Source organism: Mucilaginibacter sp. 14171R-50 (assembly GCF_010093045.1).
GTDB lineage: Bacteria > Bacteroidota > Bacteroidia > Sphingobacteriales > Sphingobacteriaceae > Mucilaginibacter.
In genome coordinates this window covers 993139-1016000 of the sequence record NZ_CP048115.1, presented here as the reverse complement: position 1 = coordinate 1016000, position 22862 = coordinate 993139, and the positions used below count along the sequence as shown (strand labels likewise).

The window sequence follows — 22862 nt, the reverse complement described above, 5'->3', positions numbered from 1 at the left end:
TTAACGAACAGCTTTTTCAATTGTTGATTGGGTTGCATTACTTGCTCGGAATAGCCATTTTAAAAGTTAAAACCAACGCGTAAGCCTAAAAAGCCTGCACCGCTGTAGCCTTCGTAGCGTACACTTGCGTCAAAGCCGCCTAATTGTACACCAACCCCGGGCGCGTAGGTAAACTCAGAACCGCTTACCGACTGAAGGTCGCCGTTCGAATCGCTGTAGTATGACCGGATGATCGACATGCCGGCTTCGCCGATAGCATAAAAATTACTGCTCAGCATGTATTTATAACCTGCTTTGATGGGTATATTTAGTTGCGCTTTACTGTCAACACCAAGGTTTGAAAGATCTTTTGGTAAAAATGCCATGGCCCCGGATGTTAATGTGATAGCGCTGGTTTCGTCAAGTCCGAAAGCGGCACGTATTGTTAAACCGCCACCCACAGTGTATGATGTTTTCAGGGCTCCCATAGGCAAAGCGCCTTCTGCAGCTAAGCCAAGTTTAAAACCCGATTGTGCAAACAGGTTTGAGGTGGTTAATGTAGCCACCATAATAATTGCGATAGTAAAAAGTTTTTTCATTGTTTTTTAATTAAGTTATGAAACGATTTCTGTTAGGTTTTTAATAGTACTAAGCAACTGTAATAATTCCGCTCTGGCAATACCACATATACGGTATATTTATATGGTATAATTATGCGCTATAAAATATTCAAGGCTTTACTTGGTGTAAATTTCGTCTATCTTACAACTGCATGTCAAGCTCAGTATGAATGGCCGGGTAACAAAAAAGCGCGGTTACATTTATTGCTGTGAGAGCGCGCTCTGTGATTTTTATTCAACAACTATTACAGAATCGCCGTTAGGTCCTTCGGTTTGGGCGTTACCCGGATCGGATATCCATTTACCGTCTACAATAAATTTATAGGTGGTTTTGCCCTGTTCAGTTTCGGTAACTACCACCCATTTATTGCCCTTGCGTAACATTTGTGAGGCGTGTTGATCCCAATCGTTAAACGATCCAGCTACGTATACTTCCTTTGCGTTTTCAAAGCCTTGCAATTCAAAGGTAACGGGTTTAAGTTTAGGTGCGCTTGCTACAACTTCTGCCATCCAATCTTTTAGCGCGCCTTTCCATCTGTCGTCATTGGCAGCTTTTATAGATGACAGCATGGCGAGTTCCTGCGCTTTTTGCAGGGCAAGCCTTGCATTGATAACCGTATCGGGTTGTACGCCGACGTGCTCCCAGTTGCTTTTAGTTATTGGGTTCACCACTTTACCTACCGGAACAAACATCCTGAAATGCCCCGTTAACCTAACTATACCACCAGGATTGGCTCCACCACCTGTGGGCTGGCCAACAACAGTGGCACGCTTAAGTGCCTGAAGATCGTACGCCATTTCTTCGGCGCCCGAAAATGTACTACGGCTGGTTAATATGTATATGGGTTTGTTTAAATATTTGCGGCCGTTTACGTGCGCGTAGGTCCATGATTGGGTGAGCTTTGCATCTTTGCCGAAATAAGTATCATTTAAATGTACAGGCGACTGGAAAAAATAACTGCAAAAATAAGGCACTGCATCAGGCGACATGCTGCCCCCACATTTGCGCAGGTCGATAATAAGCGCTTCGGTATGGGCAACGTATAGCATCATAGCGTCGTAAACTTCGCCCGCGAATTCGGGGGATATCAACGTGTTAAAAGATAAATAGCCAATATTGCCCTTTAAAATGTCTAATTTATCGATACCATAATTGGTGCGCTGAAACATTTCTGCTAAACCTGCGCGTTCTTCATCCGGTATGCTCATCAGTTCGCGTGGTTTTTCAACAGGCAATTCTTCTGGCGTGTATGCAGCCCACAAGTGTTTATCGTTACCTGCGACCTGCATATCCTGTGTTAATACCTGCGCAAACTGATTGCCGCCTGTAATGGCGTTATAAGCGTTCTTGGCCTGCCTGTTACGCAAGTATTTCTCCACTTTTAGTGCGACATCAGGAAATATATAACGTGTTTTGATAGTCTTTACGATGCTGTCTATGGCCTCATCTTTTTGTTGAAGCGTTAGGGGCGCCTCCTGTTGTTGCGCTAAAGCGCTTATGGTTAATACGGTAAACAAAAATCCGGTGATAAGTACATGTCTCATTTAGGTGATTGGCTGGTTCTATATATTGACGTTAGCAAAAAAAATTCGTTACAAACCAAATTCATAAAAATCAATTAATTTGCACTAATAAATACAGCCATGTTTTTTATACTGTCTAAAGTGCTCCTGGTATTTATTTTACCGCTCACCTGGGTTTTCGCCTTAATGCTTTATGCGCTTTTAACAAAAAAACAACGGCTGAAACAACGGTTACTGCTAATAGCAACCATTCTTTTATATTTTTTTTCGAACCGGTTTACCATAACCGCCTTTGCCAGGGTATGGGATGTAGCACCTTATAAACAACTGAATGTTAAATATAGCAGTGCTATTCTTTTAGGAGGATTTGTATCCAGGGACAGCGGGGGGAACCCCTATTTTAACTGGGCAGCTGACCGTTATACCAAAGCGACCGACCTGTTATCTACAGGCGCTGTGTCACACTTGCTGTTTACGGGCGGGTATTCTGACATTTATCCGGATGGGTTTGCCGAAGCCGATTTTGTAAAGCAGGAATTAAAAAAGAAGGACTTTGCAGACAGCCTTATACTTTTAGACAGAAAGGCGCGTAATACTTTAGAGAATGCACTGTTTTCTAAAAAGCTGTTAGATAGCGCGCATTTAAAGCCGCCATATATGTTGGTAACATCGGCTTTTCATATGCGTCGGGCGCGGCTGATTTTTAAAAAGGCGGGTATTGATGTTGTGCCCTACCCGACAAATAATCTCTTTGACGCGAAGCACCTGTATTTAGAAGATTTTTTGCCCTCGGCAGACGCATTGGGAAAATGGAACTTATATATTAAGGAATTTTTTGGTTATTTAACCGTTTACTTTAGTTAATATCGCAACTAATGAAAAAGATATATTTATTATTACTGCTACCCGCCGCTTTATTGCAGGCGGCCTACGCCCAGCAGCCAGTTAAAAAAACATCAGGTAACCCCATAGCGCAAGGCTGGTATGCCGACCCGGAAGCCACCATTTTTGGTAAACAATACTGGGTTTATCCTACGTATTCGGCGCCGTACAACCAGCAGGTACATTTTGATGCTTTTTCATCGCCCGACCTGGTGAACTGGACCAAACATGAGAACGTGCTGGATTCGTCAAACGTAAAGTGGGCTAAACGGGCCATGTGGGCCCCGGCCATTGTACAGAAGGATGGAAAATATTATTTCTTTTTCGGCGCAAATGATATACAAAGCGATAAAGAATACGGCGGTATTGGCGTAGCCGTTGCCGATAAGCCCGAAGGGCCATTTAAAGATTACCTGGGTAAGCCGCTTATTGATAAAATAGTTAACGGGGCACAACCCATAGACCAGTTTGTATTTAAAGATACCGACGGGCAGTACTATATTATTTACGGCGGCTGGGGCCATTGCAACATCGCCAAGTTAAAAGACGACTTTACGGGCATTGAACCCGCCGCCGACGGAAAGATGTTTAAGGAAATTACGCCAGAGGGGTATGTAGAGGGACCGATTATGTTTATCCGCAAGGGCAAATATTACTTTATGTGGAGCGAGGGCGGCTGGACCGGCCCCGATTACCGCGTTGCTTATGCGGTTGGTAACAGTATAAACGGACCGTTCAAAAAAATCGGTGTTGTGTTAAAACAAGATCCTGCTGTGGCTACGGGCGCGGGCCACCACTCGGTTATTAAAGTGCCTGGTAAAGACGAATGGTATATTGTTTATCATCGCCGCCCCCTTACCGAAACCAATGGCAACCACAGGGTAACGTGTATAGATAAAATGACCTTTGATAAAGACGGCTTGATTAACCCGGTCAAAATTACAAACGAGGGAGTAACAGCTAACGTTATAAAATAACGGTATGCGCGGCGGGCTGTGATAACTTATCGTAAATTGGCGGCATCCCGGCGACACATGAAACAGGATAATTAAGCTATATCCACTTCATCTCCGCTGATGCCGTCTAACTCCTGCGGGTTATGGCTAACTATCAACACAGTTGCTTCAAGTTCGGCAAACAGCACTTGAAGTGTTGTTATCAAAGCCGCTTTCATGGTGATATCTAATGCTGAAAAGGGTTCGTCCATCAGCAATAGTTTAGGCTTTATGGCCAGCGCACGCAAAATAGCCAGGCGCTGCTGTTGCCCGCCGGATAGCTGATGGGGTTTTTGGTGGATAAATACATCCAGCCCACCTATTTTGAGTAATCGGTCTATCCATATATGATCATCGGTAGCATACTCCAGGTGCTGTCTTACCGTCATGTTCGGAAACAGCGCGTAATCCTGAAAAACAAAACCGATCTGACGCTGCTGCGGAGGTAAATTTATATTGGTTGCGGCATCAAACCAAATAACGCCGTTTGCTTTAATGGTGCCGTTATCTGGCGATATCAGACCTGCGATCATTTTTAACATGGTGGATTTTCCCGCACCCGACGGGCCGGTTATACGGGTAATGCCGCCCGGAATAAATTGCTTTTTTATTCGCAGCACATACAAGCCGTTATATGCCCTTAGCTTTTTCTCAATATCTATAGTTATCATTCTAACGGACTTTTGGCCTGGTACTTATTGTAAATAAATACGCTTAATACCATCGCAAAAGTAATAGCAAACAGTATCAGCGAATAGTTATTGGCAGCGTTATAGTTCATTTGCTCTACCGAATCGTATACCGCAATAGACGCGACACGGGTAACCCCTGGAATGTTGCCGCCTATCATCAGCACTACACCAAACTCGCCCAGGGTGTGTGCAAACGTAAGCACTGCCGCGGTAAGCAAAGATGGCTTGATGTTGGGGAGTAACACATGCCATAGGGTTTGCCAGTGCGTTTTTCCAAGCGTGTACGATGCTTGTGACAGCGAGGCCGGAAGCTGTTGAAAGGCCGATTTAACTGGGCTTATCATAAACGGCATGCTGTATATTACTGAAGCAATTACAAGCCCCGGGAACGAAAATACAAACTGCACATTAAACGTTTGCTGCAGCCAAAGCCCTACTCCGCGCTGCGGACTGAACATTAACAGCAGATAAAAACCCAGGACAGACGGAGGCAACACCAGTGGCATGGTAATAATAGCCTCGGTAATAATTTTAAACAACGACCGCTTTTTTGACAGCCACCACGCCAATGGCAGGCCAGCAAGCAGCAATATTAGCGTGGTAATGGCTGCTAATTTAATTGAAAGCCAAATGGGCGATTGGTCCATGCGTTATTGTGTATGATAACCGTAAGCGTTAAAAATGGCCTTTGCAGGGGCGCTTAATATATATTGGTAAAATTTTTCGGCGGCAGTATTTTTTTCGGCACGCTTTAACAGTACCATGGACTGTTGTATTGGCGCGTAGTCTGCCGGATTTACCAGTCTGTAAAATAGTTGTTGCTTATTCGCGGCGTCTTTTATCAGCGATAGCGTGGTAAACCCAACTTGTACCGCTCCCGTGGTTATGTAAGTATTTACCTGCGAGATGCTTTCTCCAAACACCATCTTGCCGTTCACCTTACTATAAACACCTGCTTTGGTAAGCGCCTGCTGTGCGGCTTTGCCGTATGGTGCAATGGCGGGGTTGCCAACAGCTATTTTTTTTATAGTATTTGTCATCAACAGGTTATTCCAGTTTGTAAGGTCTAAATTTTGAGCGCTGCATATTATAAGCACACCTTGTGCATAAACGGCCGGGGCCTTTGCGGCAAGGCCATCACGCCGTAACGTTTGCGGGAAATTACTGTCGGCCGATAGGAACACATCGTAAGGTGCGCCGTTGCGTATCTGTGCCGAAAGATTGCCGGAAGAGCCGGATATCACCTCGAGATCAATTTTTGTCCTCAACTTAAAATCGTTTTTCAGCGCCTTTATCACCGGCTGCAGGTTTGCTGCTATAGCTACCTTTATTGTTTGCGCGTCGGCCGTATCAAAAAAACACGTAATGATGAAAAAAATCGAAAACGTTTTAGTGAATAGTTTTATCATCCTTGGTATGTTGTTTCACAAATTACGTAATATTGGATATTGGCACAAATGTAACGATAATAGGTACGGTTACATTTATAAGCGCGCTTGCCAATTAGCGCATATAAACCAACGGTATTAAACAATGAAAAAACTTATCGCGATGGTGCTGCTAACAACCGCAGCAATGGCCGGCGCATTTGCACAGGCACCAAAATTTATCAGTGTAAAAGGCAAGGAGGTTATAGGGGTTGATGGTAAGCCTTTTTTAATGCGTGGTACCAATTTGGGAAACTGGCTTGTGCCCGAAGGCTACATGTTTAAATTTAAAAAGATCAATTCGCAACGCTTGATAAACGAGGCGCTTACCGAGTTGGTGGGTCCGGAAGAGATGAAGGTGTTTTGGCGTAAATTTCAGGACACCTATATTACCGAGGCCGATATCCAGTTTTTGAAAGCGTCGGGCATGAACTCCATCCGTATACCTTTCAATTATAAACTTTTTACCTACGAGGATTATATGGGCCAGAATAACCCAAACCGTGGTTTCGAGCTGTTGGACAGGGTGATCGGCTGGTGTAAAAAAGCAAAGCTATATGTAATATTGGATATGCATTGTGCCCCTGGCGGCCAAACCGGCGATAATATCGACGATGGTAACGGTTACCCTTTCTTGTTTACCAGCGCGGCAAGCAGGAAGCTTACAGCAGATATATGGCGTAAAATAGCCAGCCATTATAAAAACGAAACCATTATAATGGGTTACGATCTGCTGAACGAGCCGATTGCTCATTACTTCGATGTAAAAGCGCTTAACCCACATTTAGAGCCAACCTTTAAGCAAATAACCGCGGCGGTGCGTTCGGTTGATAAAAATCACATTGTATTCATCGGCGGCGCGCAGTGGGATAGTAATTTTAAACCGTTCGGCAAGCCGTTCGATAGCAAAAGCGTTTACACTTTTCACAAATACTGGACGGATGTAAAGCAGGATGTGATACAGGAATACATGGACTTTCGTGATAAATACAATGTGCCGATCTACGTGGGAGAAACCGGCGAAAACACCGACGAGTGGGTAAGGGATTTTCGGATCCTTTGCGAAAAGAACCGCATTGGCTGGCATTACTGGCCATATAAAAAACTGGACAACCTACAGGGCATAGCCAGCTTTAATGTGCCCGAAGGCTATAACGAAATAATTGACTATACCGAAAAACCACGCGGCAGTTTTGAAGAAATACGAAAAGCCGCCCCTGCCGATAGGGAAAAAATAAAGAGAGCACTATATGGATTTTTGGAGAATTGCAAGTTTGTTAACTGCAGCCCTAATAAAGGATATATAGAGGCGCTCGGCTTAAAGGTGCCGGCAAAGTAATGTAAAAAAGGACCCGGATAGCTATTTCGGGTCCTTTTTATTTATGGTTTTTGGCTGTTTTTAACGTCCTTTATCAATTTTACCTTTAAGGTGATCAATATGCCCGCTATAAACGCGCAGGCAAGTACATACTCATAACGTGCATGTGCAATTGCAGAATAGGTGATTATGATACACAAAAATATGCCTATGTTATAAAGCACATTCAGGGCTACTTTTTTCCCCATGTTAGTAAACGTTAAGCTCAGGGTCTATTTCGGCCTTCCAGGCTAAAATGCCGCCTTGCAGGTTGCTAAGATTGGTGTAGCCTTGCCCCTCTAACTGCATAATGGCTGCCGCGCTGCGTTTTCCGCTGCGGCACATGATCACTACAGGTTTATCTTTCGATACTTTGTCCGCCTCAATCAGAATTCCGCCAAGCGGTATTGATAGCCCGCCAAGGTTCGATGTTTCGTATTCAAAATCTTCGCGAACGTCAATCAGTTGAAAATCCTCGCCTTTATCTAATTTCTCTTTTAGTTCCTGTACGCTTATTTCTTTCATCTTGAATGTAATTGATAGCCAAAGGTAGGTTTTTCTGCATCAAATATTTGGGCATATTTTGTAACAAACAGTTCCTAAGTGCGTTTTAATATTAATGTAAATTATTACATCATAAACCGGATGAAGAAAATAACCCGTTTTTTTTGGTTTTGCTCGGGCGCGCATGTCGACACACTGAAAAAATACCCTATAGAACATAACAAGTATGTTGGCATTGGGGCCACCATATTTTTCACCGCCCTGTTTGCATCCCTATCCGGCGGATACGCCATGTATTTTGTATTCAGCGGCAATGCGTTTGCCGTTGGCTTTGCCATTTTATTTGGCCTTATATGGGGTACGGCCATTTTTAATATGGACAGGTATATCGTATCCAGCATCAACAAAGAGGGCAGCATGAACAGCCAGATATTGCAGGCAACGCCCCGTATTTTGCTGGCTATCATGATCGGCGTGGTAATATCACGCCCGCTGGAGCTTAAAATATTTGATAAAGAGATACGCACTAAACTAAAAACCGCTTACCTGAAAGGCCAGCATAGCAAGATAGATACCCTTCAAAAAACCTATCAGCAAAAATACGCCCAGGAGTTGGGTAAGAACAACGAACTTAAAAAGGAAAAGGACTCGCTTGAGCGCGATATCAATCGCTCGCGGTACCAGCTTAACCAGGAAGTATTCGGTGATAAAACCAATCAAACATCGGGGGTAGTGGGTTATGGCACTTATGCCAAGCAAAAAGCCCAGGTACTGCAGGAAAAAGAAGACCGTTTAAAAACCGTAAGGGATAACCTGGGTAAGATGGATCAGTATCTGAGCCAGCGTAAAGATTACGAAGGCGTAAACTCCACCCGCCTCTTCAGCGAGAAGCAACTTGACAGCCTGGCTAACGTGGCGGGCTTTGCCGACCGCAACTGGGCGCTTGGTCAGTTATCATTTAATGTGGACGGCACACGCGACCTGGATACTTACATGGCCATATCCTTTATTGGGTACCTGTTTATTTTGTTTGAATGCCTGCCCGTGTTTGTTAAACTGATGTCGCCCAAAGGGCCTTATGATGCTGCCATCGCTAAAGTTGCTGAGGCAAATATTTACTATGCGGATAAAGATAAAGAGCGCGACATAGCCGTAACCGATAGCACTTACGACCATAACCTGGATGTTGACATAGCGCGCCGAAAACAGATCATCACAGGGCAATCAGAGTTTGATCTGGGCAGGCATAGTTACGAATAGTATAGATCCGGTTTTATTTGTAATAAAATTGATAGATAACTGTTATTTATTAATTGGTAATTTCAACACCTGAATCATATCACCTCAATGAAAAAAATAATACTACTGGCGACTACTGCGCTATTTGCGGTTGCGGCTAACGCTCAACCCAAGGTACGTAAGGCAATTTCCTACGCAGTTTCTTTCCCGAACGCGGCCCATCATGAGGCTGAAATCACCATGACCATACCCGATCCGTCTGCATTGGCATTTAGGGTTAGGATGAGCCGCTCATCACCCGGCCGTTATGCTACGCACGAATTTGGCAAGAACGTCTACAATGTAAAAGCAACCGATTTAAGCGGTAAGGCCGTAGGAATTAAACAGGTGGAAGGGGATGTTTATGAAGTTGGCGGTCATAAAGGCACTGTAAAAATAAGCTACACCCTTTTTGGTAACCATACAGATGGCACCTATGTAGGCATTGATGCAAGCCATGCCCACCTGAACATGCCCGCAAGCTTTATGTGGGTTATAGGCATGGCCGACAGGCCTGTTAAATTTCAGTTTAACGATCTTGACAAATATGGGTGGAAGGTAGCCACGCAGTTGAAGCACGAAACCGGCAATGTTTACAGCGCACCCGATCTGCAATACATGATGGATAGCCCTACCGAGCTTTCAGCGGTTAACGTTAGTAGTTGGGAGGTAGTGAATACCAACGGGAAAAAACAAAAAATGAGCATTGCCGTACACTCTGATGACGACCAGGCAACCATAGACAATTTTGCCAAGATGGTGCAAAAGGTTGTGCTGGAAGAAAAGGCGGTATTTGGCGAACAGCCCGATTATGATTACGGCAGCTATACTTTCCTCGACGATGTGCACCCTAACAATTTTGGCGACGGGATGGAACACCGCAATTCTACCTGTATTGTCGACAGGTCAGAAAAGGTAGCAGGTAACGAGAATAATCTTTTAGGCACCTACTCGCACGAATTTTTCCATAGCTGGAACGTAGAGCGCATTCGCCCCAAATCATTAGAGCCATTTAACTTTGAGCATGCCAACATGAGCAACGAGCTTTGGTTTGCCGAAGGGTTTACCCAATACTACGGTGAACTGATATTGGCGCGCGCCGGCTTTAATTCGGTTGATGACTATACTGGTACAATAGCCGGTTTGGTTAATTCGGTATTGGCGCCCCCGGCGCCGGCCAAATACCCGCCAACGCAAATGAGCCGTTACGCGGTGTTTACAGATGCGGGTGTAGCGGTAGATGCAACCAATTATGCCAATATTTTCACCAGTTATTATGTGTACGGCGGTGCTACCGCACTGGCGCTTGATCTGCGTCTGCGCAGCGAATTTAAGATCACCCTTGACGATTATATGCGCCAGGTTTGGCTGGCTTTTGGTAAAACCGGTAAGCCGTACACCATCCCCGACTTGCAAGCTGTATTAGGCAAAGTAACCAACCCAAAATTTGCAGCCTCATTTTTTGCTGATTATATATACGGCGTTAAAAAGAACAATTACGAAGCTTTGCTGGCAAATGCGGGGCTGCTAATGCGTAAAGCCGCACCCGGTAAAGGCTGGATGGGCCGTATCCAGGCCCGCGCGGGCAACGGCGGATTGCTGATCATGAGCTCGACCGCATCAAATAGCCCTGTTTATAAGGCCGGTTTAGACGCCAACGACACTATTTTGCAAATGGATGGAAAAGATGTAAAAGAACTTGCAGCCATAAACGACATTATTAAAGATAAAAAGCCTGGCGATAAGGTAAGCGTTAACTATAAAAACCGCAGCGGCAACCACCAAACAATAATAATTTTAGAAGAAAGCCCGGCGATAGAGGTGATAACCTTTGAAAAAGCCGGTAAAGAATTATCTCAGCAGCAAAAAGATTTCCGCAGCAGCTGGTTATCATCAAAAGTAAATTAGAAAAATGAAAGCAAAAATATTAATAGCGATAGCCGCTTTAGCCGCCGCCCCGGCAATTGGGTTTTGCCAGGATGTAAATAAGCTGATAAAGCAGGACGATGTTGAACGCGTAATTAAAACCCTTAGCGCCGACGATATGCAGGGCCGCGGTACGTTTACACCGGGTATTGAAAAGGCCGCCAAGTTTATAGAGAGCGAGTTTAAAGCCGCGGGCTTAAAGCCGATGGCTGGGGCTCCGGGCTACAGGCAAACGTTTTCGCAGACACGTATTACCCCGGTTAACCCAAAAGTGATTTTTGACGGCACAGCTGTACCCGACGATAAAGTGACCATCATGACAGGCAGCGCTTTTAACTGGAAAAGCGATTCGACGGTTAGCGTGGTGCAGCTAACAGACGAGAAAACCTACCGTAAGCAATTAGGCGAAGCTATGCGAAGCGGTAAAAACCTGGTGGTGATATTTGATACTTCGATGGCAGATCTTTTCAAGCGCGTACGCGATAGGGCTACAAAAGGCAGCATCAGCAGCGGCAGGCAATCAAAACCGGTTGTATATGTGCTTGGCACACCGGCACCCAAAGCTTTTGAAGCGAGCTGCGAGGTTAAATCAGAAGAGTTGCCGTTAAGTAATGTGGTGGGGATCATCCCCGGGAAAACTAAGCCCGACGAGTATGTGGTTTTTGGCGGACATTATGATCATTTGGGCATATTGAAGCCAATGGAAGGCGATAGCATAGCCAACGGAGCCGACGATGACGCATCAGGCACCACGGCAGTTATAACATTAGCTAAGTATTACAAACAGTTGAATAATAACGCACGCACCTTAGTGTTTGTGGCCTTTACCGCCGAAGAGATAGGTGGGTTTGGTTCGCAATATTTTTCAAAGCAGCTGGATCCGGATAAGGTGGTGACACTGTTTAATATCGAAATGATTGGCAAACCTGCAAAATTCGGAGAAAATTCTGCCTTTATTACGGGTTTCGAGCGGTCGGATTTTGGGACTATACTGCAGAAAAACCTGGAGGGAACCGCCTTTAAATTTTACCCCGACCCTTATCCGGAACAAAATTTATTTTATCGCAGCGATAACGCCACTCTGGCTGCTTTAGGTGTGCCTGCACACACCATATCTACGGACCAGATACCTACCGATAAATTTTATCATACCGTAAAAGACGAATATGCAACGCTGGATGTAAACAATATTACGGCGACCATCCGGGCTATAGCGCTAAGTTCGCGCAGCATCGTAGCGGGTAAGGATACCCCAACCCGTATCCCCAAACTGGCGAAATAGTTGTTGATAGAAATTTCACAGCACAGAGGTTGTAACGGTTTTAACCGTTACAACCTTTTTTATTTACAACTTTTTACATTCATCATAACCTTTACAGCCCCGCAGCAAACCTTTAGATGTTAACGCTGTTTAAAAGCTAAATTAATCCCGACAATTATGCAATGGTTTGGCAGGCGCGAAAGCAGTAATACAGAAGACGGTAGCAGCAGCGGTGGCCGTGGGCTGGCCCTTGGCGGCGGTGTGGTAGGCATCATAGCTGCAGCTATATATTTTTTTACGGGTATAGACCCGTCTGCGGTACTTAACGGGATGCAGAGCGGCGGCGCACCGCAGGAAAACAACCAGCAGGCCATCCCTGACACCAAAGAAAAGAAATTTGCCAAAGTTGTTTTTGCGGATACCGAGGATGTATGGAACAAGCTTTTTGCCGATATGGGAAAAACCTACCAGGAGCCTACCCTGCATTTTTTTGAAGCCGCCGTAAACACCGCCTGCGGGCAAGCCGGCGCCGAAACCGGTCCGTTTTATTGCCCCGGCGACCAGAAGGTGTACCTCGACCTTTCGTTTTTTAATGAGCTGTCCGAAAAGTTTGGCGCCGCGGGAGATTTTGCCCAGGCTTATGTAATAGCCCATGAGGTGGGTCATCACGTGCAGGATCTGCTTGGGTTATCGGCCAAGATGGAAGAAGCCCGTAATCAGTTAAGCCAGGAAGATTACAATAAGCTTTCGGTGAAGCTGGAGCTGCAGGCCGATTTTTATGCCGGCGTTTGGGCGTATTACGAGAAAAACCTGAAAAATGTGCTTGATCCCGGCGACATCGAAGAAGCCCTGAACGCCGCCCACCAGATCGGCGACGACCGTTTGCAAAAGGAATACCAGGGCGAAGTGCACCCCGATAGCTTTACGCACGGTACCAGCGCCCAGCGCATGTACTGGTTTAAAAAAGGCTACGAAACCGGTGATATTAAACAGGGCAATACATTTGCCGCGGATACCGAATAATAAGCAGGCAAAGTTTCATCAGGTGTTCACGTTCGGTGCACGTGAACACCGTGAACATTTATGAACGCCTGATAATCAACGGTTTCGTTTTTTGCTACTGACAAAATAGCGCCACCATATTTTTAAAAAACAATTGTTTGGAGAAGCTGGGTGCGAAGGATTGAAAAGGCGTTATGAATGTTGCGGGTCTACTATCGCCCTTATCTTTTCTTCTGCTGACTTCACCAATTCCTCAACGGGAGTGGCGCCGGGCTCTATCGGTTCAAGCACTTCCCATTTCATGGGCGTAAAGGTATTTAAGGGGTATAACCCGTAACGTATCATCTTCCACGAGTCGGTAATAGCCACAGGTACTAAGAGCGCGTTGGGGCATTTTTTTAACAGTGTGGCTACCCCTGCCGATTGAAAAGGTTTTACCCTGCCATCTTGCGAGCGTGTCCCCTCGGGGAAGATCATCGCGCCCCAGTTATTCTCTTTCATACGGGTGCCCAACTTCACCAGTTCTGTGATCGACTGTCGCGGGTCTTTCCTGTCGATATTGGCACCGCCGCCATGCTTTAAGTTAAATGATATGGATGGTATACCTTTAGTTAACTCTATCTTTGATATAAACTTTGCGTGGTAACGGCGCAGATAATATATCATGGGCGGGATATCGAAGAGGCTTTGGTGATTGGCAATAAATATAATAGGCCTGCCAACCGGCAGGTTTTGCTTGTTAATGAAGATAACCCTGTTGCCCAAAATATAAAAGGTATGGAGCAAAAAGAAGTTCAGGATATCTACGCACCGCTTATGCGCCTGGTATCCCCCAAGTTTCAGGCTTAGCCACTGTAAGGGGTGAAAGATCACCAGCACCAAAAAGAATGCTAAAGTTGCAAACGGGGACAGGAAATAGCCTAAAAACTTTTTCATCAGCCCCGCAAATTTAAAGTTTTTTTGAGGATTTGATAATCGGGATATTACAAAGTGTTCTCTAACTGCATTAAACGGGCTTTTAATACGGCCGCCACCGCCAGCGAATCAGTTATCTCTCCTTTACAAACCATTTCGTAAACTTCATCAAACGGTACTTTTTTTACGATCAGTTGCTCAGTGTCTTCGGGTTCGGCCTCACACTGTTCCAGGCCGCGGGCAATGTACAAAATGCAAAGCTCATCGCTAACAGAGTTGGACAGGTGCATTCGTTGTATCTCTGTCCAGCCCGACGCTTTTAAGCCGGTTTCTTCCAGCAGTTCGCGTTTTGCCGATTCCAGCGGGTCAACGCCGATCATGCCGCCCCCCTCGGGCAGTTCCCAGCTGTATTGATTTAAGGTGAAACGGTACTGACCCACCAGGTAGGTGTTCATATCATCATCCAAAGGCAAAATGCCGATGGCGATATTTTTATAATGTACCTGGCCATAAATGCCGGGGTTACCCGATGGGTTGATTACCTGGTACTCGGTAACGTTTATCCACGGGTTATCATAGATCTCTTTTTCAGCAGTTATTTTCCAGGGATTGGCTTCGGGATGTTGCATAAGTAAAGATAATATTTTCTCTGCCACCGCATTAAAAGGCGGATTTCAAAAGCCATCAATCGCCTAACAGGTCCTTTAAACTATCCAGGGTATCGGCTTCCTCTTTTGGTTTATCATGCCGCCACCTGAGTATCCTCGGGAAACGCAGCGCGATGCCCGACTTATGCCGGGTAGACCTGTTAATGCCTTCAAAGCCTATTTCGAAAACAAGTTCGGGTTTTACGGTGCGCACCGGGCCAAACTTTTCGAGCGTATTGCGTTTTACAAAATAATCAACCTTATTTATCTCGGCATCGGTAAGGCCGCTGTAGGCTTTGGCAAAGGGCACCAGCTTATCGCCGTCCCAAACGGCAAAGGTATAATCGGTATACAGATCGGCACGGCGGCCGTGTCCTTTTTGGGCATATATCATTACCGCGTCAACCGATAGCGGGTCGATCTTCCATTTCCACCAGTCGCCACGCCGACGGCCAACCTGGTATGCGGCGCTTTTCCGTTTCAGCATAATGCCTTCCGCGATCATCGCGCGCGATTGCTCCCGCGTTTTTTCCAGCTCTTCCCAGCTGTTAAAATCAATAAGTGATGAGATGCGGAATACTTCAGGGAATGCCGTTCCGCTTTGCAGCTTTTCCAGTACCTCCCGGCGTTCGGCTTGTGTTTTATGCCGGATATCTTCGCCGTTATATTCCAGGCAATCATAAACAATAGTAGCTACCGGACTGTCGGCCAGTATTTTTTTGCTCAGGTTTTTACGGCCTATACGGGTTTGCAATACATTAAAAGGCATCGGTAGCCCGTTCTGAAAGCTCAGTATCTCACCATCCAAAACGGTGCCGTCAGGCAGGGCACTTAAAAAAGGGTGCAACTCCGGGAATTTCTCTGTCGCCAGGTCTTCGCCACGGCTCCAGATAAAAATTTCGCCGCCCCGCTTTATCATTTGCGCCCGTATCCCGTCCCATTTCCACTCGGCCTGCCAGTCGGCCGCTTCACCTAAAGCATTACCCACGTCCTCTGCAGATTTTCGTTTTTCAGATGTTTCCTGTATCGGGTAAGCCAAAAAGAAAGGGTATGGCCGCGATATATTATCCGCAGCATCCTGTTCCTGTACCAATTGTTCGTAAGTGTAATCTTCGGGCATCCAGCTACCCATAATGCGGTGAGTGAGCGCGGGGGCTTCAATACCGGTAATATCTGCAAGGGCCTTCACCACCAAATTGCTTGATACACCAATGCGGAAGCTGCCCGTAAGCAATTTGTTAAACACAAAGCGCTCCTGCCTGTCAAGCATCGCCCACGAATCCATCAGCCACAGCTTTTTTTCTTCTTCGGTTTTACTGCCCACCTGGTTTATTTCGGCCATCCATTCGGTTAACGTTTTACTGCTGCTGTTCTGGCTCTCGGGCATCAGCAGCGACATGGTTTCGGCCAGGTCGCCCACCACCTGGTAGCTTTCTTCAAAAAGCCATTGGGGGATGTTTGAGGCCTCGATAGCCCAGTTACGGATAAGGGTTGAATTGATAGGCCGTTTTGGCCGCCTGCCGGTAAACAGCGCCAGCATGTGCATTTTATCGGTATCGGGTACGTTAGTAAAGTAATCTTTTAAAACCTGAACCTTTTCGTTGGTTTTGTTGGTTTCGTCTAACGAGAGAAAGAGTTGGGCGAAAGCTTTCATATGGCAGCCCCTCCGGCCTCACCTAAATCCTCTCCAAAGGAGAGGACTTGGGACGTGTTATCATCTTTATTTTCCACTAATGGCTCCCTCTCCTCCGGAGAAGGCTGGGAAGAGGCTTCTTCCTCTTCCTCGCCGCCATAAAGCGTATGCACTTCGCGGGCGTTAAACCCTATCTCATTTAAATATCTGGTGAAAGATGCTGTGTAACCATGGGTAAGGTAAACACATTCGCAGCCGGTGGCATCAATAGCGCTTACCAAACCGTTCCAGTCGGCATGATCAGACATGATGAACCCCCTGTCGGCCGCGCGACGGCGCTTGGCACCGCGCAGGGCCATCCATCCGCTGCAATAACCAAAACTATAGGGGCCAAACTTACGCATCCATGGGGTACCTACCGATGATGGCGGGGCAAGTATAATGCCTTTACGTACCTCTTCTTTTGATGATTCTGATGTGATCCTTTCCGTTGGATTCAATATCACACCGTTTCGGCGCAGGGCTTCGTTGGTATTCTCGATCACCCCATGGGTGTACACTTTGCCAATATCCAGATCCAGGTTTTGCAGGATGCGCTGCGCTTTGCCCAATGAATAACCGACGATAACCGTAGCCACGCCGTTTGCGACATTGGTGCGCCACCAATTGTTTACATCGGTAAAGATCTCGGACTGCGGCTTCCATGAATAAACGGGCATGCCAAAAGTACACTCCGAAATGAAGTGATGACATTTAACCGGCTCGAATGGGGTCGAGATACCATCGTCGTCCGTCTTGTAGTCGCCGGATACCACCCAAACCACGCCTTTGTATTCCACCCGTATCTGCGCCGAACCTATAACGTGCCCTGCCGGATACATAGCGATATGCACACCGTTTTTGGTTACGGTTTCGCCGTACCCGATGGTGCGCAGGTTTATCTCGCCCAGGCGGTAAAGCAACACTTCTTTCGACAGATGGTGCGCCAGGTAATTTTTATGGCCCCAGTAAGCGTGGTCTGCATGAGCATGGGTTATTACAGCATCGTCTACAGGTTTCCAGGGGTCAATGTAAAATTTCCCCTGCTCGCAGTAAATGCCCCTGTCGGTAAACTCCAGCAATGGTTTGGCCATAGTTTTTTAATAACCAATGGGAAGGGGATTGGTTTGCTGCCAGATAGTCGGTTAATTAACCAAAGAGGAATGAGCTCTACTCCGTGCACTCTGTGGGTAAAAAATCTCACCAATAAAAAAAGACGCGAAGTATCGCGTCTCTACGGTTAATCTTCCTCCGGGATCCTAAACAGGCAGCCTTCCAGAGTTTCATTTACACGCAACTGGCATGACAAACGGCTGCTTTCGTCAACAAAGGGCAGGGTATCCAATATATCAAGCTCCTCGTCGCCGGGCTCGGGCAATTGTTCCAGTCCTTTAAGTACCTCTACTCTGCACGTTGCACAAAGCGCCATACCACCGCAGGTTGCAAGTATAGGGTAGTCGCTGCCTTTTAACACCTCCATCAGGCTCAGACTGATACCCTCCGGAATCTCTATCGGCTGTTGCACGCCGTTTCTGTCTTCTACTATAAAGTTGATCATGCCAGTTCGGTTATGCCATAAACGGTTGTGTATTTAAAAGTAAGCCGCTGATCGGGGTAAACGTACTTGAACGCACTTTGCGCCATCAACGCCGCTTCATGGAAACCACAAAGTATCAGCTTTAGCTTGCCGGGGTAGGTGTTGATGTCGCCAATGGCAAATATGCCGTCGATATTGGTGCTGTAATCAAATGTATTCACCTCAATAGCCGATCTGTCGATATTTAAGCCCCAGTCTTCTATAGGGCCTAATTTGGGGCTTAAACCAAACAATGGAATAAAATTATCGGCCTGCAGGTTTCGGTTATCACCACCGGGACCGGTAATAGTTACCTGTTCCAGATGCCCTGCACCATCCAGCGCCACCACGCGCGATTTAAGCACCAGGTCTATCGCGCCTGTGCGCGCAAGTTCTGCTACCTTTTCGGCGGCATCAGGCGCGCCCCTGAATGTATCACCGCGGTGTACCAGGGTTACCTTTTTTGCTACATTGGCCAAAAAGATAGTCCAGTCTAAAGCCGAGTCGCCGCCGCCCGCTATTACAATGTTACGGTCTCTGAACATTTCGGGGTTGCGTACCGCGTACATCACCCCTTTGCCCTCAAACTCGGCAAGGCGGTCCACCTCAGGCTTCCGGGGCTCAAAGCATCCCAGGCCACCTGCAATAACCACCGCCTTACAACTTATCTGTGTTCCTTCGTTAGTGCCGATAAGCCAGCTGCCGTTATCCAGCTTTTGCAAGGTCTCCACCCGCTCGCCAAGCGTATAGCCGGGATGGAACGGCGCTATTTGTTCTGATAGCTTATCTACCAGTTCCTGCGCGTTAATAGCCGGATAACCCGGTATATCATAAATGGGTTTCTGAGGATAGATCTCTGACAATTGCCCACCCGCCTGTGGCAGCGAATCAATTAAGTGGCAATGCATTTTTAACAGCCCCGCTTCAAAAACCGCAAACATGCCGGTTGGGCCGGCGCCTATAATGCCTATATCTGTAGTTATCATGTTATTCTGTTCCTAAGTTTTGATAAATCTTGTTTAATATCGTTTTCAACTGCTCGTAATCCTGCTCGGTAAGGTTTTCCCAGGCTTTCATGCGTATCTCGGTCACTTTCGGCAATAATTCCAACAACTTTGCCTTGCCTGCTGGTGTAAGGTGAACGGTAAAGCTGCGCCGGTCGTTCTTATGCATGAGGCGCTCGGTAAGTCCTTTTTTACAAAGCAGGTCGATAATGCGGGTTAGCGTTGGGTTGTCTTTCCCGGTAAGCTCTGCCAGCTCCTTTTGTTTAAGGTACCGGTCGTTATCCAGGCTTTTCAAAACCAGCCATTGGTCAACGGTTATATCAAAATTACCTGTTGCAAACTTTTGCTGTGCATACCCCTTTACCCGCTTTGCCGTACGATCGAGCAGGTAAGAGTAACTATCAAATTTTTTAGTTGTCATACTAATTATTAGTCAAACAAATATACTTACATTTAAAGGTTAGTTTTACATAATTGTGTAAATTATTTGCCGGTAAGGCGGCAAAAAAAAGGGCAAAAAAAATGACGCGGGATACGCGTCATTTTTTATTAGCATTAAAGTATTTTAAAAAGTACCTGTAGGTTTAACGCTGGTAAATTTACTCCCCAGCGTAAGGTAATCTGTCAGGATCTGGCCGGCTTCCTTTTGTAGAAAATCCATGTCCTCATTTTTAGGTTTTGCCTGGCCTTTTTTCAGCGCGGGCAGCCCTAAAGCTATACGGCGCAGGTTGTTTTGTTCAAATGTTTTTTTCTCGTCGGCATCGCGTTCCTGTTTCAGCTTTTGTTCGTTAAGCGTCACGCTTTTTTCTTCGGCCTGTTTTTTTGAATCTTCTATGTCTTCCAGCAAATATTTATAGCTTGGGCTGGCAGCCATCCGGTCGTCGTGCAGTTTTTTTAGCTGCGGAATTACGGTTGCAAAACTGCCCACAGGGCTGTAATCGCTTTTTTGGATCACATCAAAAGGCATAGCCGAGGGCTCAGTATCTTCGCCATATTTATCCAAAGGGATAACCGACGGGAACGAGATATCCGGTATAACGCCTTTATGCTGGGTAGAGTTACCACTTATGCGGTAAAATTTGGCAACGGTTAAGTTTAACTGGCCAAACTTATTTTGGCTACCTGTAGCAACGGTTTTGGCTTTGCCGGCCATTGCCAACAATTTATCCTTTAAGCTGGGGGTTATTACCTTATCCAGATCGATAGCGTTTTGTACCGAACCTTTGCCGTAAGTTTGGGTACCCAATATCAGGCCGCGGCCGTAATCTTGTATCGCTCCTGAGAAGATTTCTGACGCAGACGCGCTAAAACGGTCAACCAATACAGCAAGCGGGCCCGAGTAAGCTATCGCCGGGTCCTCGTCCTTATCAACGTCTACCTGGTCGCGAGGGTCCCTTACCTGCACTACCGGGCCTGTTTTAATGAACAGGCCGGTCAGTTCGATGGCTTCCATTAACGACCCCCCACCATTTTGGCGCAGGTCGATCACTACACCATCCACATTTTCGCGTTTTAAAGTGTCTAATATCAGCTTTACATCGCGCGTGGTGCTTTTATAATTAGGGTTGCCTGCTTTATAATCGGCGAAATCAAGGTAAAAGGCCGGGATAGAGATCACCCCGATTTTAACGGATTTGCCATTGTTGTTATACGTACGGATCTCCTTTTTCGCAGAGATATCCTTCAGAATTATTTTTTCGCGCACAAGTTCTACTATCCTTGGCTTTGCTGTAACCGGGCTGCCTTTTGCCAGTAATTGCAGGCGTACGGTAGTGCCTTTTGCACCGCGTATCAGGGCTATGGCGTTATCTATCCTCCAGCCTACTATATCCTGAAATTCGCCTGTTTTGCCTTGTGCCACGGCCACAATGCGGTCGTCGGTATTTACTTGTTTGCTTTTATCGGCAGGGCCGCCGGGTGTAACGCTTTTAATGGTCACATATTCATTTTCGCTTAACAACGATGCGCCGATACCCTCTAAAGAGCGCGACATATCGATATTGAAGTTGGCGGCAAGCGCGGGGGTAAAGTAATTGGTATGCGGGTCAATGGCTTCGGTAAAGGCATCCATAAACGCCTGGAAAACATCCTGGTTTGAAAGCTTGTTTGATTGCGACAAGATATTGGTATAACGCTTTTTCAGCGTTTCCTTAATGGTGCCTGCATCTTTGCCGGTTAGTTTAAGGTTAAGCAGATCATACTTTACGCGCTGCGCCCAAAGGTTGTGCACCTCTTCCTCGGATGCCGCCCAGGGTAGTTTGTCGCGGTCGTAAGTAAATGTCTCGTTTTTGGTAAAATCGAAGTTTTTACTAAGCTGCGACACCGAGAAGTTCACGTATTCGGTATAACGCTTTTGAAATACATTAAATATGTAGAAAACATTGGCGAGGTTACCGGCCTTGATGTCATCGTCCATTGTGGTTTTAAATTGTTCGAATTCTTTTATATCCGATGCGAGAAGATAGTTGTGGTTCTCATCAAGCTTTTTGATATAACGGTCGTATATAACGGCCGACAGGGAGTCGTTTAAGGGCACCTTTTTATAATTATATTGCGATATAAGGCCCGCCACATATTTTAGTACAACACTTTGCTGTTCGTCAGGCTGCAGGTCGTTAGGTCCGGCGTGCTTGTAGTTTGGTTTAGACGGAGCAGCGTTGCAGGCAAAAGCAGCAGCTAATACCAGCAATAAATATAATTTCTTGAACATATCTTTTACACTATTTAAATTGGGGCCTGTGTGAAACATCAATACTTGTGCCTGTTTTAATTTATACAATAAAAAAAGAGACAGCCACAAAGCCGTCCCGCTAATATATTGAATAACAATTATACAATAATGTTGGTTTGTTTTTATTATATGAGCGGCATTTTACGCAAATGTTACAAAAAACAGGCCGTTATTTTGATTTAGCCGTAACGTCAACAGCTTCAGCATATCGCAGTTCGGATTTTGGCAGCCACACTTTGTTATTTTGCACAAATTTTATCTTTCCTTCAATCATCTTAACGTCGGCATTGCGGCCGGTATTGCGCGCCAGGTCGCGCGCTTCGGTAAGGTCCTGCTGGGCCTGCGTAATATCGCCCAGGTCTGCCTTGATCAAAGCCAGGCTAACCAAGTTATCAATGGTGTGTTTAAAATCGTTTTGTTGTTTTGAAATAAGGATGCTTTGCAGGTAATACCACTTAGCCTCCGAAAGGCGGTTCTGCGAAACATATATCTGCGCTAACTCACTGAACTTATAGCTGGCCTGGGCATACTCGCGGAAACGCATGTTATGCTGCGCGGCGCGCATTACTATACGCTCATTTATTTGCAGGCTGAACTGGCTGGGCGGAATAACTACCAAAGCAAGTTTTTGAGGATTGTAAGCAGGCGTTTTAGCAGCCAGGAATTTTTTTAGCGAATGGTCTTTAACCTGCGCTATCAGCGGATATCTTTTGTGCTTTTTAAAATCGAGGCGGTACCATTGGGCAGATGCCGAAAGGGTGATAACGCAAAGAAATACTAAGATGATGTATCGCATGTATAGTTTCGCGGGGGAATAGTTAAATTAACTGGTATGCAAATGTAAAAATTAGTTTTCTGATTTACAAGTGT

23 protein-coding genes are annotated in these 22862 nt (G+C 46.0%); 7 read left to right on the top strand and 16 right to left on the bottom strand.

Translation table 11 applies throughout. The features are described 5' to 3' along the window. Positions 1 to 59 precede the first annotated feature (59 nt). Together GWR56_RS04585 and GWR56_RS04580 are read right to left on the bottom strand one after the other, a co-directional pair. Complete coding sequence (locus GWR56_RS04585) at positions 60 to 578, bottom strand: hypothetical protein (RefSeq protein ID WP_162429984.1); 519 nt, start codon at positions 576 to 578, stop codon at positions 60 to 62. A 252-nt stretch (positions 579 to 830) separates the two neighbouring features. Then, positions 831 to 2144 carry a S41 family peptidase gene (locus GWR56_RS04580; RefSeq protein ID WP_162429983.1) on the bottom strand — a complete coding sequence of 438 codons (1314 nt, stop codon included), beginning with the start codon at positions 2142 to 2144 and terminating at the stop codon, positions 831 to 833. 99 nt (positions 2145 to 2243) lie between these two features. On the opposite strand from GWR56_RS04580, the gene GWR56_RS04575 reads away from it, so the two are divergent. Both GWR56_RS04575 and GWR56_RS04570 read left to right on the top strand, forming a co-directional pair. Further along, on the top strand, positions 2244 to 2987 hold the full coding sequence (locus tag GWR56_RS04575; RefSeq protein ID WP_162429982.1) for a YdcF family protein: 744 nt from the start codon (positions 2244 to 2246) through the stop codon (positions 2985 to 2987). 11 nt (positions 2988 to 2998) lie between these two features. After that, positions 2999 to 3982 (top strand): glycoside hydrolase family 43 protein, encoded by a 984-nt coding sequence (locus GWR56_RS04570; protein WP_162429981.1) that lies wholly within the window; start codon positions 2999 to 3001, stop codon positions 3980 to 3982. 71 nt (positions 3983 to 4053) lie between these two features. Here GWR56_RS04570 and GWR56_RS04565 read toward each other — a convergent pair whose 3' ends face one another. From GWR56_RS04565 to modA, 3 genes are read right to left on the bottom strand one after another with little or no spacing between them, the layout of a single operon-like run. Further along, positions 4054 to 4671, bottom strand: a complete 618-nt coding sequence (locus GWR56_RS04565) for an ATP-binding cassette domain-containing protein (RefSeq protein WP_162429980.1) — start codon at positions 4669 to 4671, stop codon at positions 4054 to 4056. After that, positions 4668 to 5339 (bottom strand): molybdate ABC transporter permease subunit, encoded by a 672-nt coding sequence (gene modB / locus GWR56_RS04560; RefSeq protein WP_162429979.1) that lies wholly within the window; start codon positions 5337 to 5339, stop codon positions 4668 to 4670. The genes GWR56_RS04565 and modB overlap by 4 nt, the downstream gene beginning before the upstream one ends. Before the next feature lie 3 nt (positions 5340 to 5342). Further along, entirely contained in the window at positions 5343 to 6101 is a 759-nt protein-coding gene (gene modA, locus GWR56_RS04555; protein ID WP_162429978.1) for a molybdate ABC transporter substrate-binding protein, read from the bottom strand. A gap of 124 nt (positions 6102 to 6225) precedes the next feature. Between modA and GWR56_RS04550 the strand changes: the two genes are divergently transcribed. After that, positions 6226 to 7458, top strand: coding sequence for a glycoside hydrolase family 5 protein (locus tag GWR56_RS04550; RefSeq protein ID WP_162429977.1), 1233 nt, complete (start codon positions 6226 to 6228; stop codon positions 7456 to 7458). Between the two features lie 41 nt (positions 7459 to 7499). Here the strand turns inward: GWR56_RS04550 and GWR56_RS04545 are convergent, their stop codons facing one another. Further along, a complete protein-coding gene (locus GWR56_RS04545) occupies positions 7500 to 7685 on the bottom strand; it encodes a DUF6358 family protein (protein WP_162429976.1) in 186 nt (61 codons plus the stop codon). Between the two features lies 1 nt (position 7686). After that, positions 7687 to 8001, bottom strand: coding sequence for a rhodanese-like domain-containing protein (locus GWR56_RS04540; protein ID WP_162429975.1), 315 nt, complete (start codon positions 7999 to 8001; stop codon positions 7687 to 7689). Positions 8002 to 8121: 120 nt separating this feature from the next. On the opposite strand from GWR56_RS04540, the gene GWR56_RS04535 reads away from it, so the two are divergent. The 4 genes from GWR56_RS04535 (at position 8122) to GWR56_RS04520 (ending at position 13468) form a co-directional block, all read left to right on the top strand. Beyond that, positions 8122 to 9240: a DUF4407 domain-containing protein gene (locus GWR56_RS04535; protein ID WP_162429974.1), complete on the top strand. Its 1119-nt coding sequence runs from the start codon at positions 8122 to 8124 to the stop codon at positions 9238 to 9240. An 87-nt stretch (positions 9241 to 9327) separates the two neighbouring features. Then, a complete protein-coding gene (locus tag GWR56_RS04530) occupies positions 9328 to 11166 on the top strand; it encodes a M61 family metallopeptidase (protein WP_162429973.1) in 1839 nt (612 codons plus the stop codon). Positions 11167 to 11170: 4 nt separating this feature from the next. Beyond that, entirely contained in the window at positions 11171 to 12466 is a 1296-nt protein-coding gene (locus tag GWR56_RS04525; RefSeq protein WP_162429972.1) for a M20/M25/M40 family metallo-hydrolase, read from the top strand. A gap of 156 nt (positions 12467 to 12622) precedes the next feature. Next, positions 12623 to 13468, top strand: a complete 846-nt coding sequence (locus tag GWR56_RS04520) for a neutral zinc metallopeptidase (RefSeq protein ID WP_162429971.1) — start codon at positions 12623 to 12625, stop codon at positions 13466 to 13468. Between the two features lie 171 nt (positions 13469 to 13639). Here the strand turns inward: GWR56_RS04520 and GWR56_RS04515 are convergent, their stop codons facing one another. The 9 genes from GWR56_RS04515 to GWR56_RS04475 all read right to left on the bottom strand — a co-directional run bounded on the left by GWR56_RS04515 (position 13640) and on the right by GWR56_RS04475 (position 22788). After that, entirely contained in the window at positions 13640 to 14383 is a 744-nt protein-coding gene (locus tag GWR56_RS04515; protein ID WP_162429970.1) for a lysophospholipid acyltransferase family protein, read from the bottom strand. Positions 14384 to 14430: 47 nt separating this feature from the next. Further along, positions 14431 to 14991 carry an NUDIX hydrolase gene (locus GWR56_RS04510; RefSeq protein WP_162429969.1) on the bottom strand — a complete coding sequence of 187 codons (561 nt, stop codon included), beginning with the start codon at positions 14989 to 14991 and terminating at the stop codon, positions 14431 to 14433. Positions 14992 to 15046: 55 nt separating this feature from the next. Further along, positions 15047 to 16663 (bottom strand): ATP-dependent DNA ligase, encoded by a 1617-nt coding sequence (locus GWR56_RS04505; protein ID WP_162429968.1) that lies wholly within the window; start codon positions 16661 to 16663, stop codon positions 15047 to 15049. Next, a complete protein-coding gene (locus tag GWR56_RS04500) occupies positions 16660 to 17775 on the bottom strand; it encodes a ligase-associated DNA damage response exonuclease (RefSeq protein WP_162429967.1) in 1116 nt (371 codons plus the stop codon). Before GWR56_RS04500 ends, GWR56_RS04505 begins: the two co-directional genes overlap by 4 nt. Before the next feature lie 146 nt (positions 17776 to 17921). Continuing rightward, the gene (locus tag GWR56_RS04495; protein ID WP_162429966.1) at positions 17922 to 18239 is read right to left on the bottom strand and encodes a 2Fe-2S iron-sulfur cluster-binding protein; all 318 of its coding nucleotides are present in this window, start codon (positions 18237 to 18239) and stop codon (positions 17922 to 17924) included. After that, positions 18236 to 19243 (bottom strand): NAD(P)/FAD-dependent oxidoreductase, encoded by a 1008-nt coding sequence (locus tag GWR56_RS04490; protein ID WP_162429965.1) that lies wholly within the window; start codon positions 19241 to 19243, stop codon positions 18236 to 18238. The genes GWR56_RS04495 and GWR56_RS04490 overlap by 4 nt, the downstream gene beginning before the upstream one ends. A 1-nt stretch (position 19244) precedes the next feature. Beyond that, on the bottom strand, positions 19245 to 19682 hold the full coding sequence (locus GWR56_RS04485; protein WP_162429964.1) for a MarR family winged helix-turn-helix transcriptional regulator: 438 nt from the start codon (positions 19680 to 19682) through the stop codon (positions 19245 to 19247). Positions 19683 to 19826: 144 nt separating this feature from the next. Then, on the bottom strand, positions 19827 to 21971 hold the full coding sequence (locus GWR56_RS04480) for a carboxy terminal-processing peptidase (RefSeq protein WP_162429963.1): 2145 nt from the start codon (positions 21969 to 21971) through the stop codon (positions 19827 to 19829). A gap of 190 nt (positions 21972 to 22161) precedes the next feature. Then, positions 22162 to 22788 (bottom strand): hypothetical protein, encoded by a 627-nt coding sequence (locus tag GWR56_RS04475; RefSeq protein ID WP_162429962.1) that lies wholly within the window; start codon positions 22786 to 22788, stop codon positions 22162 to 22164. Between the last annotated feature and the right edge of the window lie 74 nt (positions 22789 to 22862).

Bases quoted from the DNA above. Each gene is read 5' to 3' on its own strand.
- GWR56_RS04550 (WP_162429977.1), top strand. From the start codon at position 6,226: ATGAAAAAACTTATCGCGATGGTGCTGCTAACAACCGCAGCAATGGCC.
- GWR56_RS04575 (WP_162429982.1), top strand. From the start codon at position 2,244: ATGTTTTTTATACTGTCTAAAGTGCTCCTGGTATTTATTTTACCGCTC.
- GWR56_RS04485 (WP_162429964.1), bottom strand. From the start codon at position 19,682: ATGACAACTAAAAAATTTGATAGTTACTCTTACCTGCTCGATCGTACG.
- GWR56_RS04530 (WP_162429973.1), top strand. From the start codon at position 9,328: ATGAAAAAAATAATACTACTGGCGACTACTGCGCTATTTGCGGTTGCG.
- GWR56_RS04545 (WP_162429976.1), bottom strand. From the start codon at position 7,685: ATGGGGAAAAAAGTAGCCCTGAATGTGCTTTATAACATAGGCATATTT.
- GWR56_RS04480 (WP_162429963.1), bottom strand. From the start codon at position 21,971: ATGTTCAAGAAATTATATTTATTGCTGGTATTAGCTGCTGCTTTTGCC.
- GWR56_RS04505 (WP_162429968.1), bottom strand. From the start codon at position 16,663: ATGAAAGCTTTCGCCCAACTCTTTCTCTCGTTAGACGAAACCAACAAA.
- modA (WP_162429978.1), bottom strand. From the start codon at position 6,101: ATGATAAAACTATTCACTAAAACGTTTTCGATTTTTTTCATCATTACG.
- GWR56_RS04580 (WP_162429983.1), bottom strand. From the start codon at position 2,144: ATGAGACATGTACTTATCACCGGATTTTTGTTTACCGTATTAACCATA.
- GWR56_RS04515 (WP_162429970.1), bottom strand. From the start codon at position 14,383: ATGAAAAAGTTTTTAGGCTATTTCCTGTCCCCGTTTGCAACTTTAGCA.
- GWR56_RS04535 (WP_162429974.1), top strand. From the start codon at position 8,122: ATGAAGAAAATAACCCGTTTTTTTTGGTTTTGCTCGGGCGCGCATGTC.
- GWR56_RS04570 (WP_162429981.1), top strand. From the start codon at position 2,999: ATGAAAAAGATATATTTATTATTACTGCTACCCGCCGCTTTATTGCAG.
- GWR56_RS04540 (WP_162429975.1), bottom strand. From the start codon at position 8,001: ATGAAAGAAATAAGCGTACAGGAACTAAAAGAGAAATTAGATAAAGGC.
- GWR56_RS04585 (WP_162429984.1), bottom strand. From the start codon at position 578: ATGAAAAAACTTTTTACTATCGCAATTATTATGGTGGCTACATTAACC.
- GWR56_RS04510 (WP_162429969.1), bottom strand. From the start codon at position 14,991: ATGCAACATCCCGAAGCCAATCCCTGGAAAATAACTGCTGAAAAAGAG.
- GWR56_RS04495 (WP_162429966.1), bottom strand. From the start codon at position 18,239: ATGATCAACTTTATAGTAGAAGACAGAAACGGCGTGCAACAGCCGATA.
- GWR56_RS04565 (WP_162429980.1), bottom strand. From the start codon at position 4,671: ATGATAACTATAGATATTGAGAAAAAGCTAAGGGCATATAACGGCTTG.
- GWR56_RS04475 (WP_162429962.1), bottom strand. From the start codon at position 22,788: ATGCGATACATCATCTTAGTATTTCTTTGCGTTATCACCCTTTCGGCA.
- modB (WP_162429979.1), bottom strand. From the start codon at position 5,339: ATGGACCAATCGCCCATTTGGCTTTCAATTAAATTAGCAGCCATTACC.
- GWR56_RS04490 (WP_162429965.1), bottom strand. From the start codon at position 19,243: ATGATAACTACAGATATAGGCATTATAGGCGCCGGCCCAACCGGCATG.
- GWR56_RS04520 (WP_162429971.1), top strand. From the start codon at position 12,623: ATGCAATGGTTTGGCAGGCGCGAAAGCAGTAATACAGAAGACGGTAGC.
- GWR56_RS04525 (WP_162429972.1), top strand. From the start codon at position 11,171: ATGAAAGCAAAAATATTAATAGCGATAGCCGCTTTAGCCGCCGCCCCG.
- GWR56_RS04500 (WP_162429967.1), bottom strand. From the start codon at position 17,775: ATGGCCAAACCATTGCTGGAGTTTACCGACAGGGGCATTTACTGCGAG.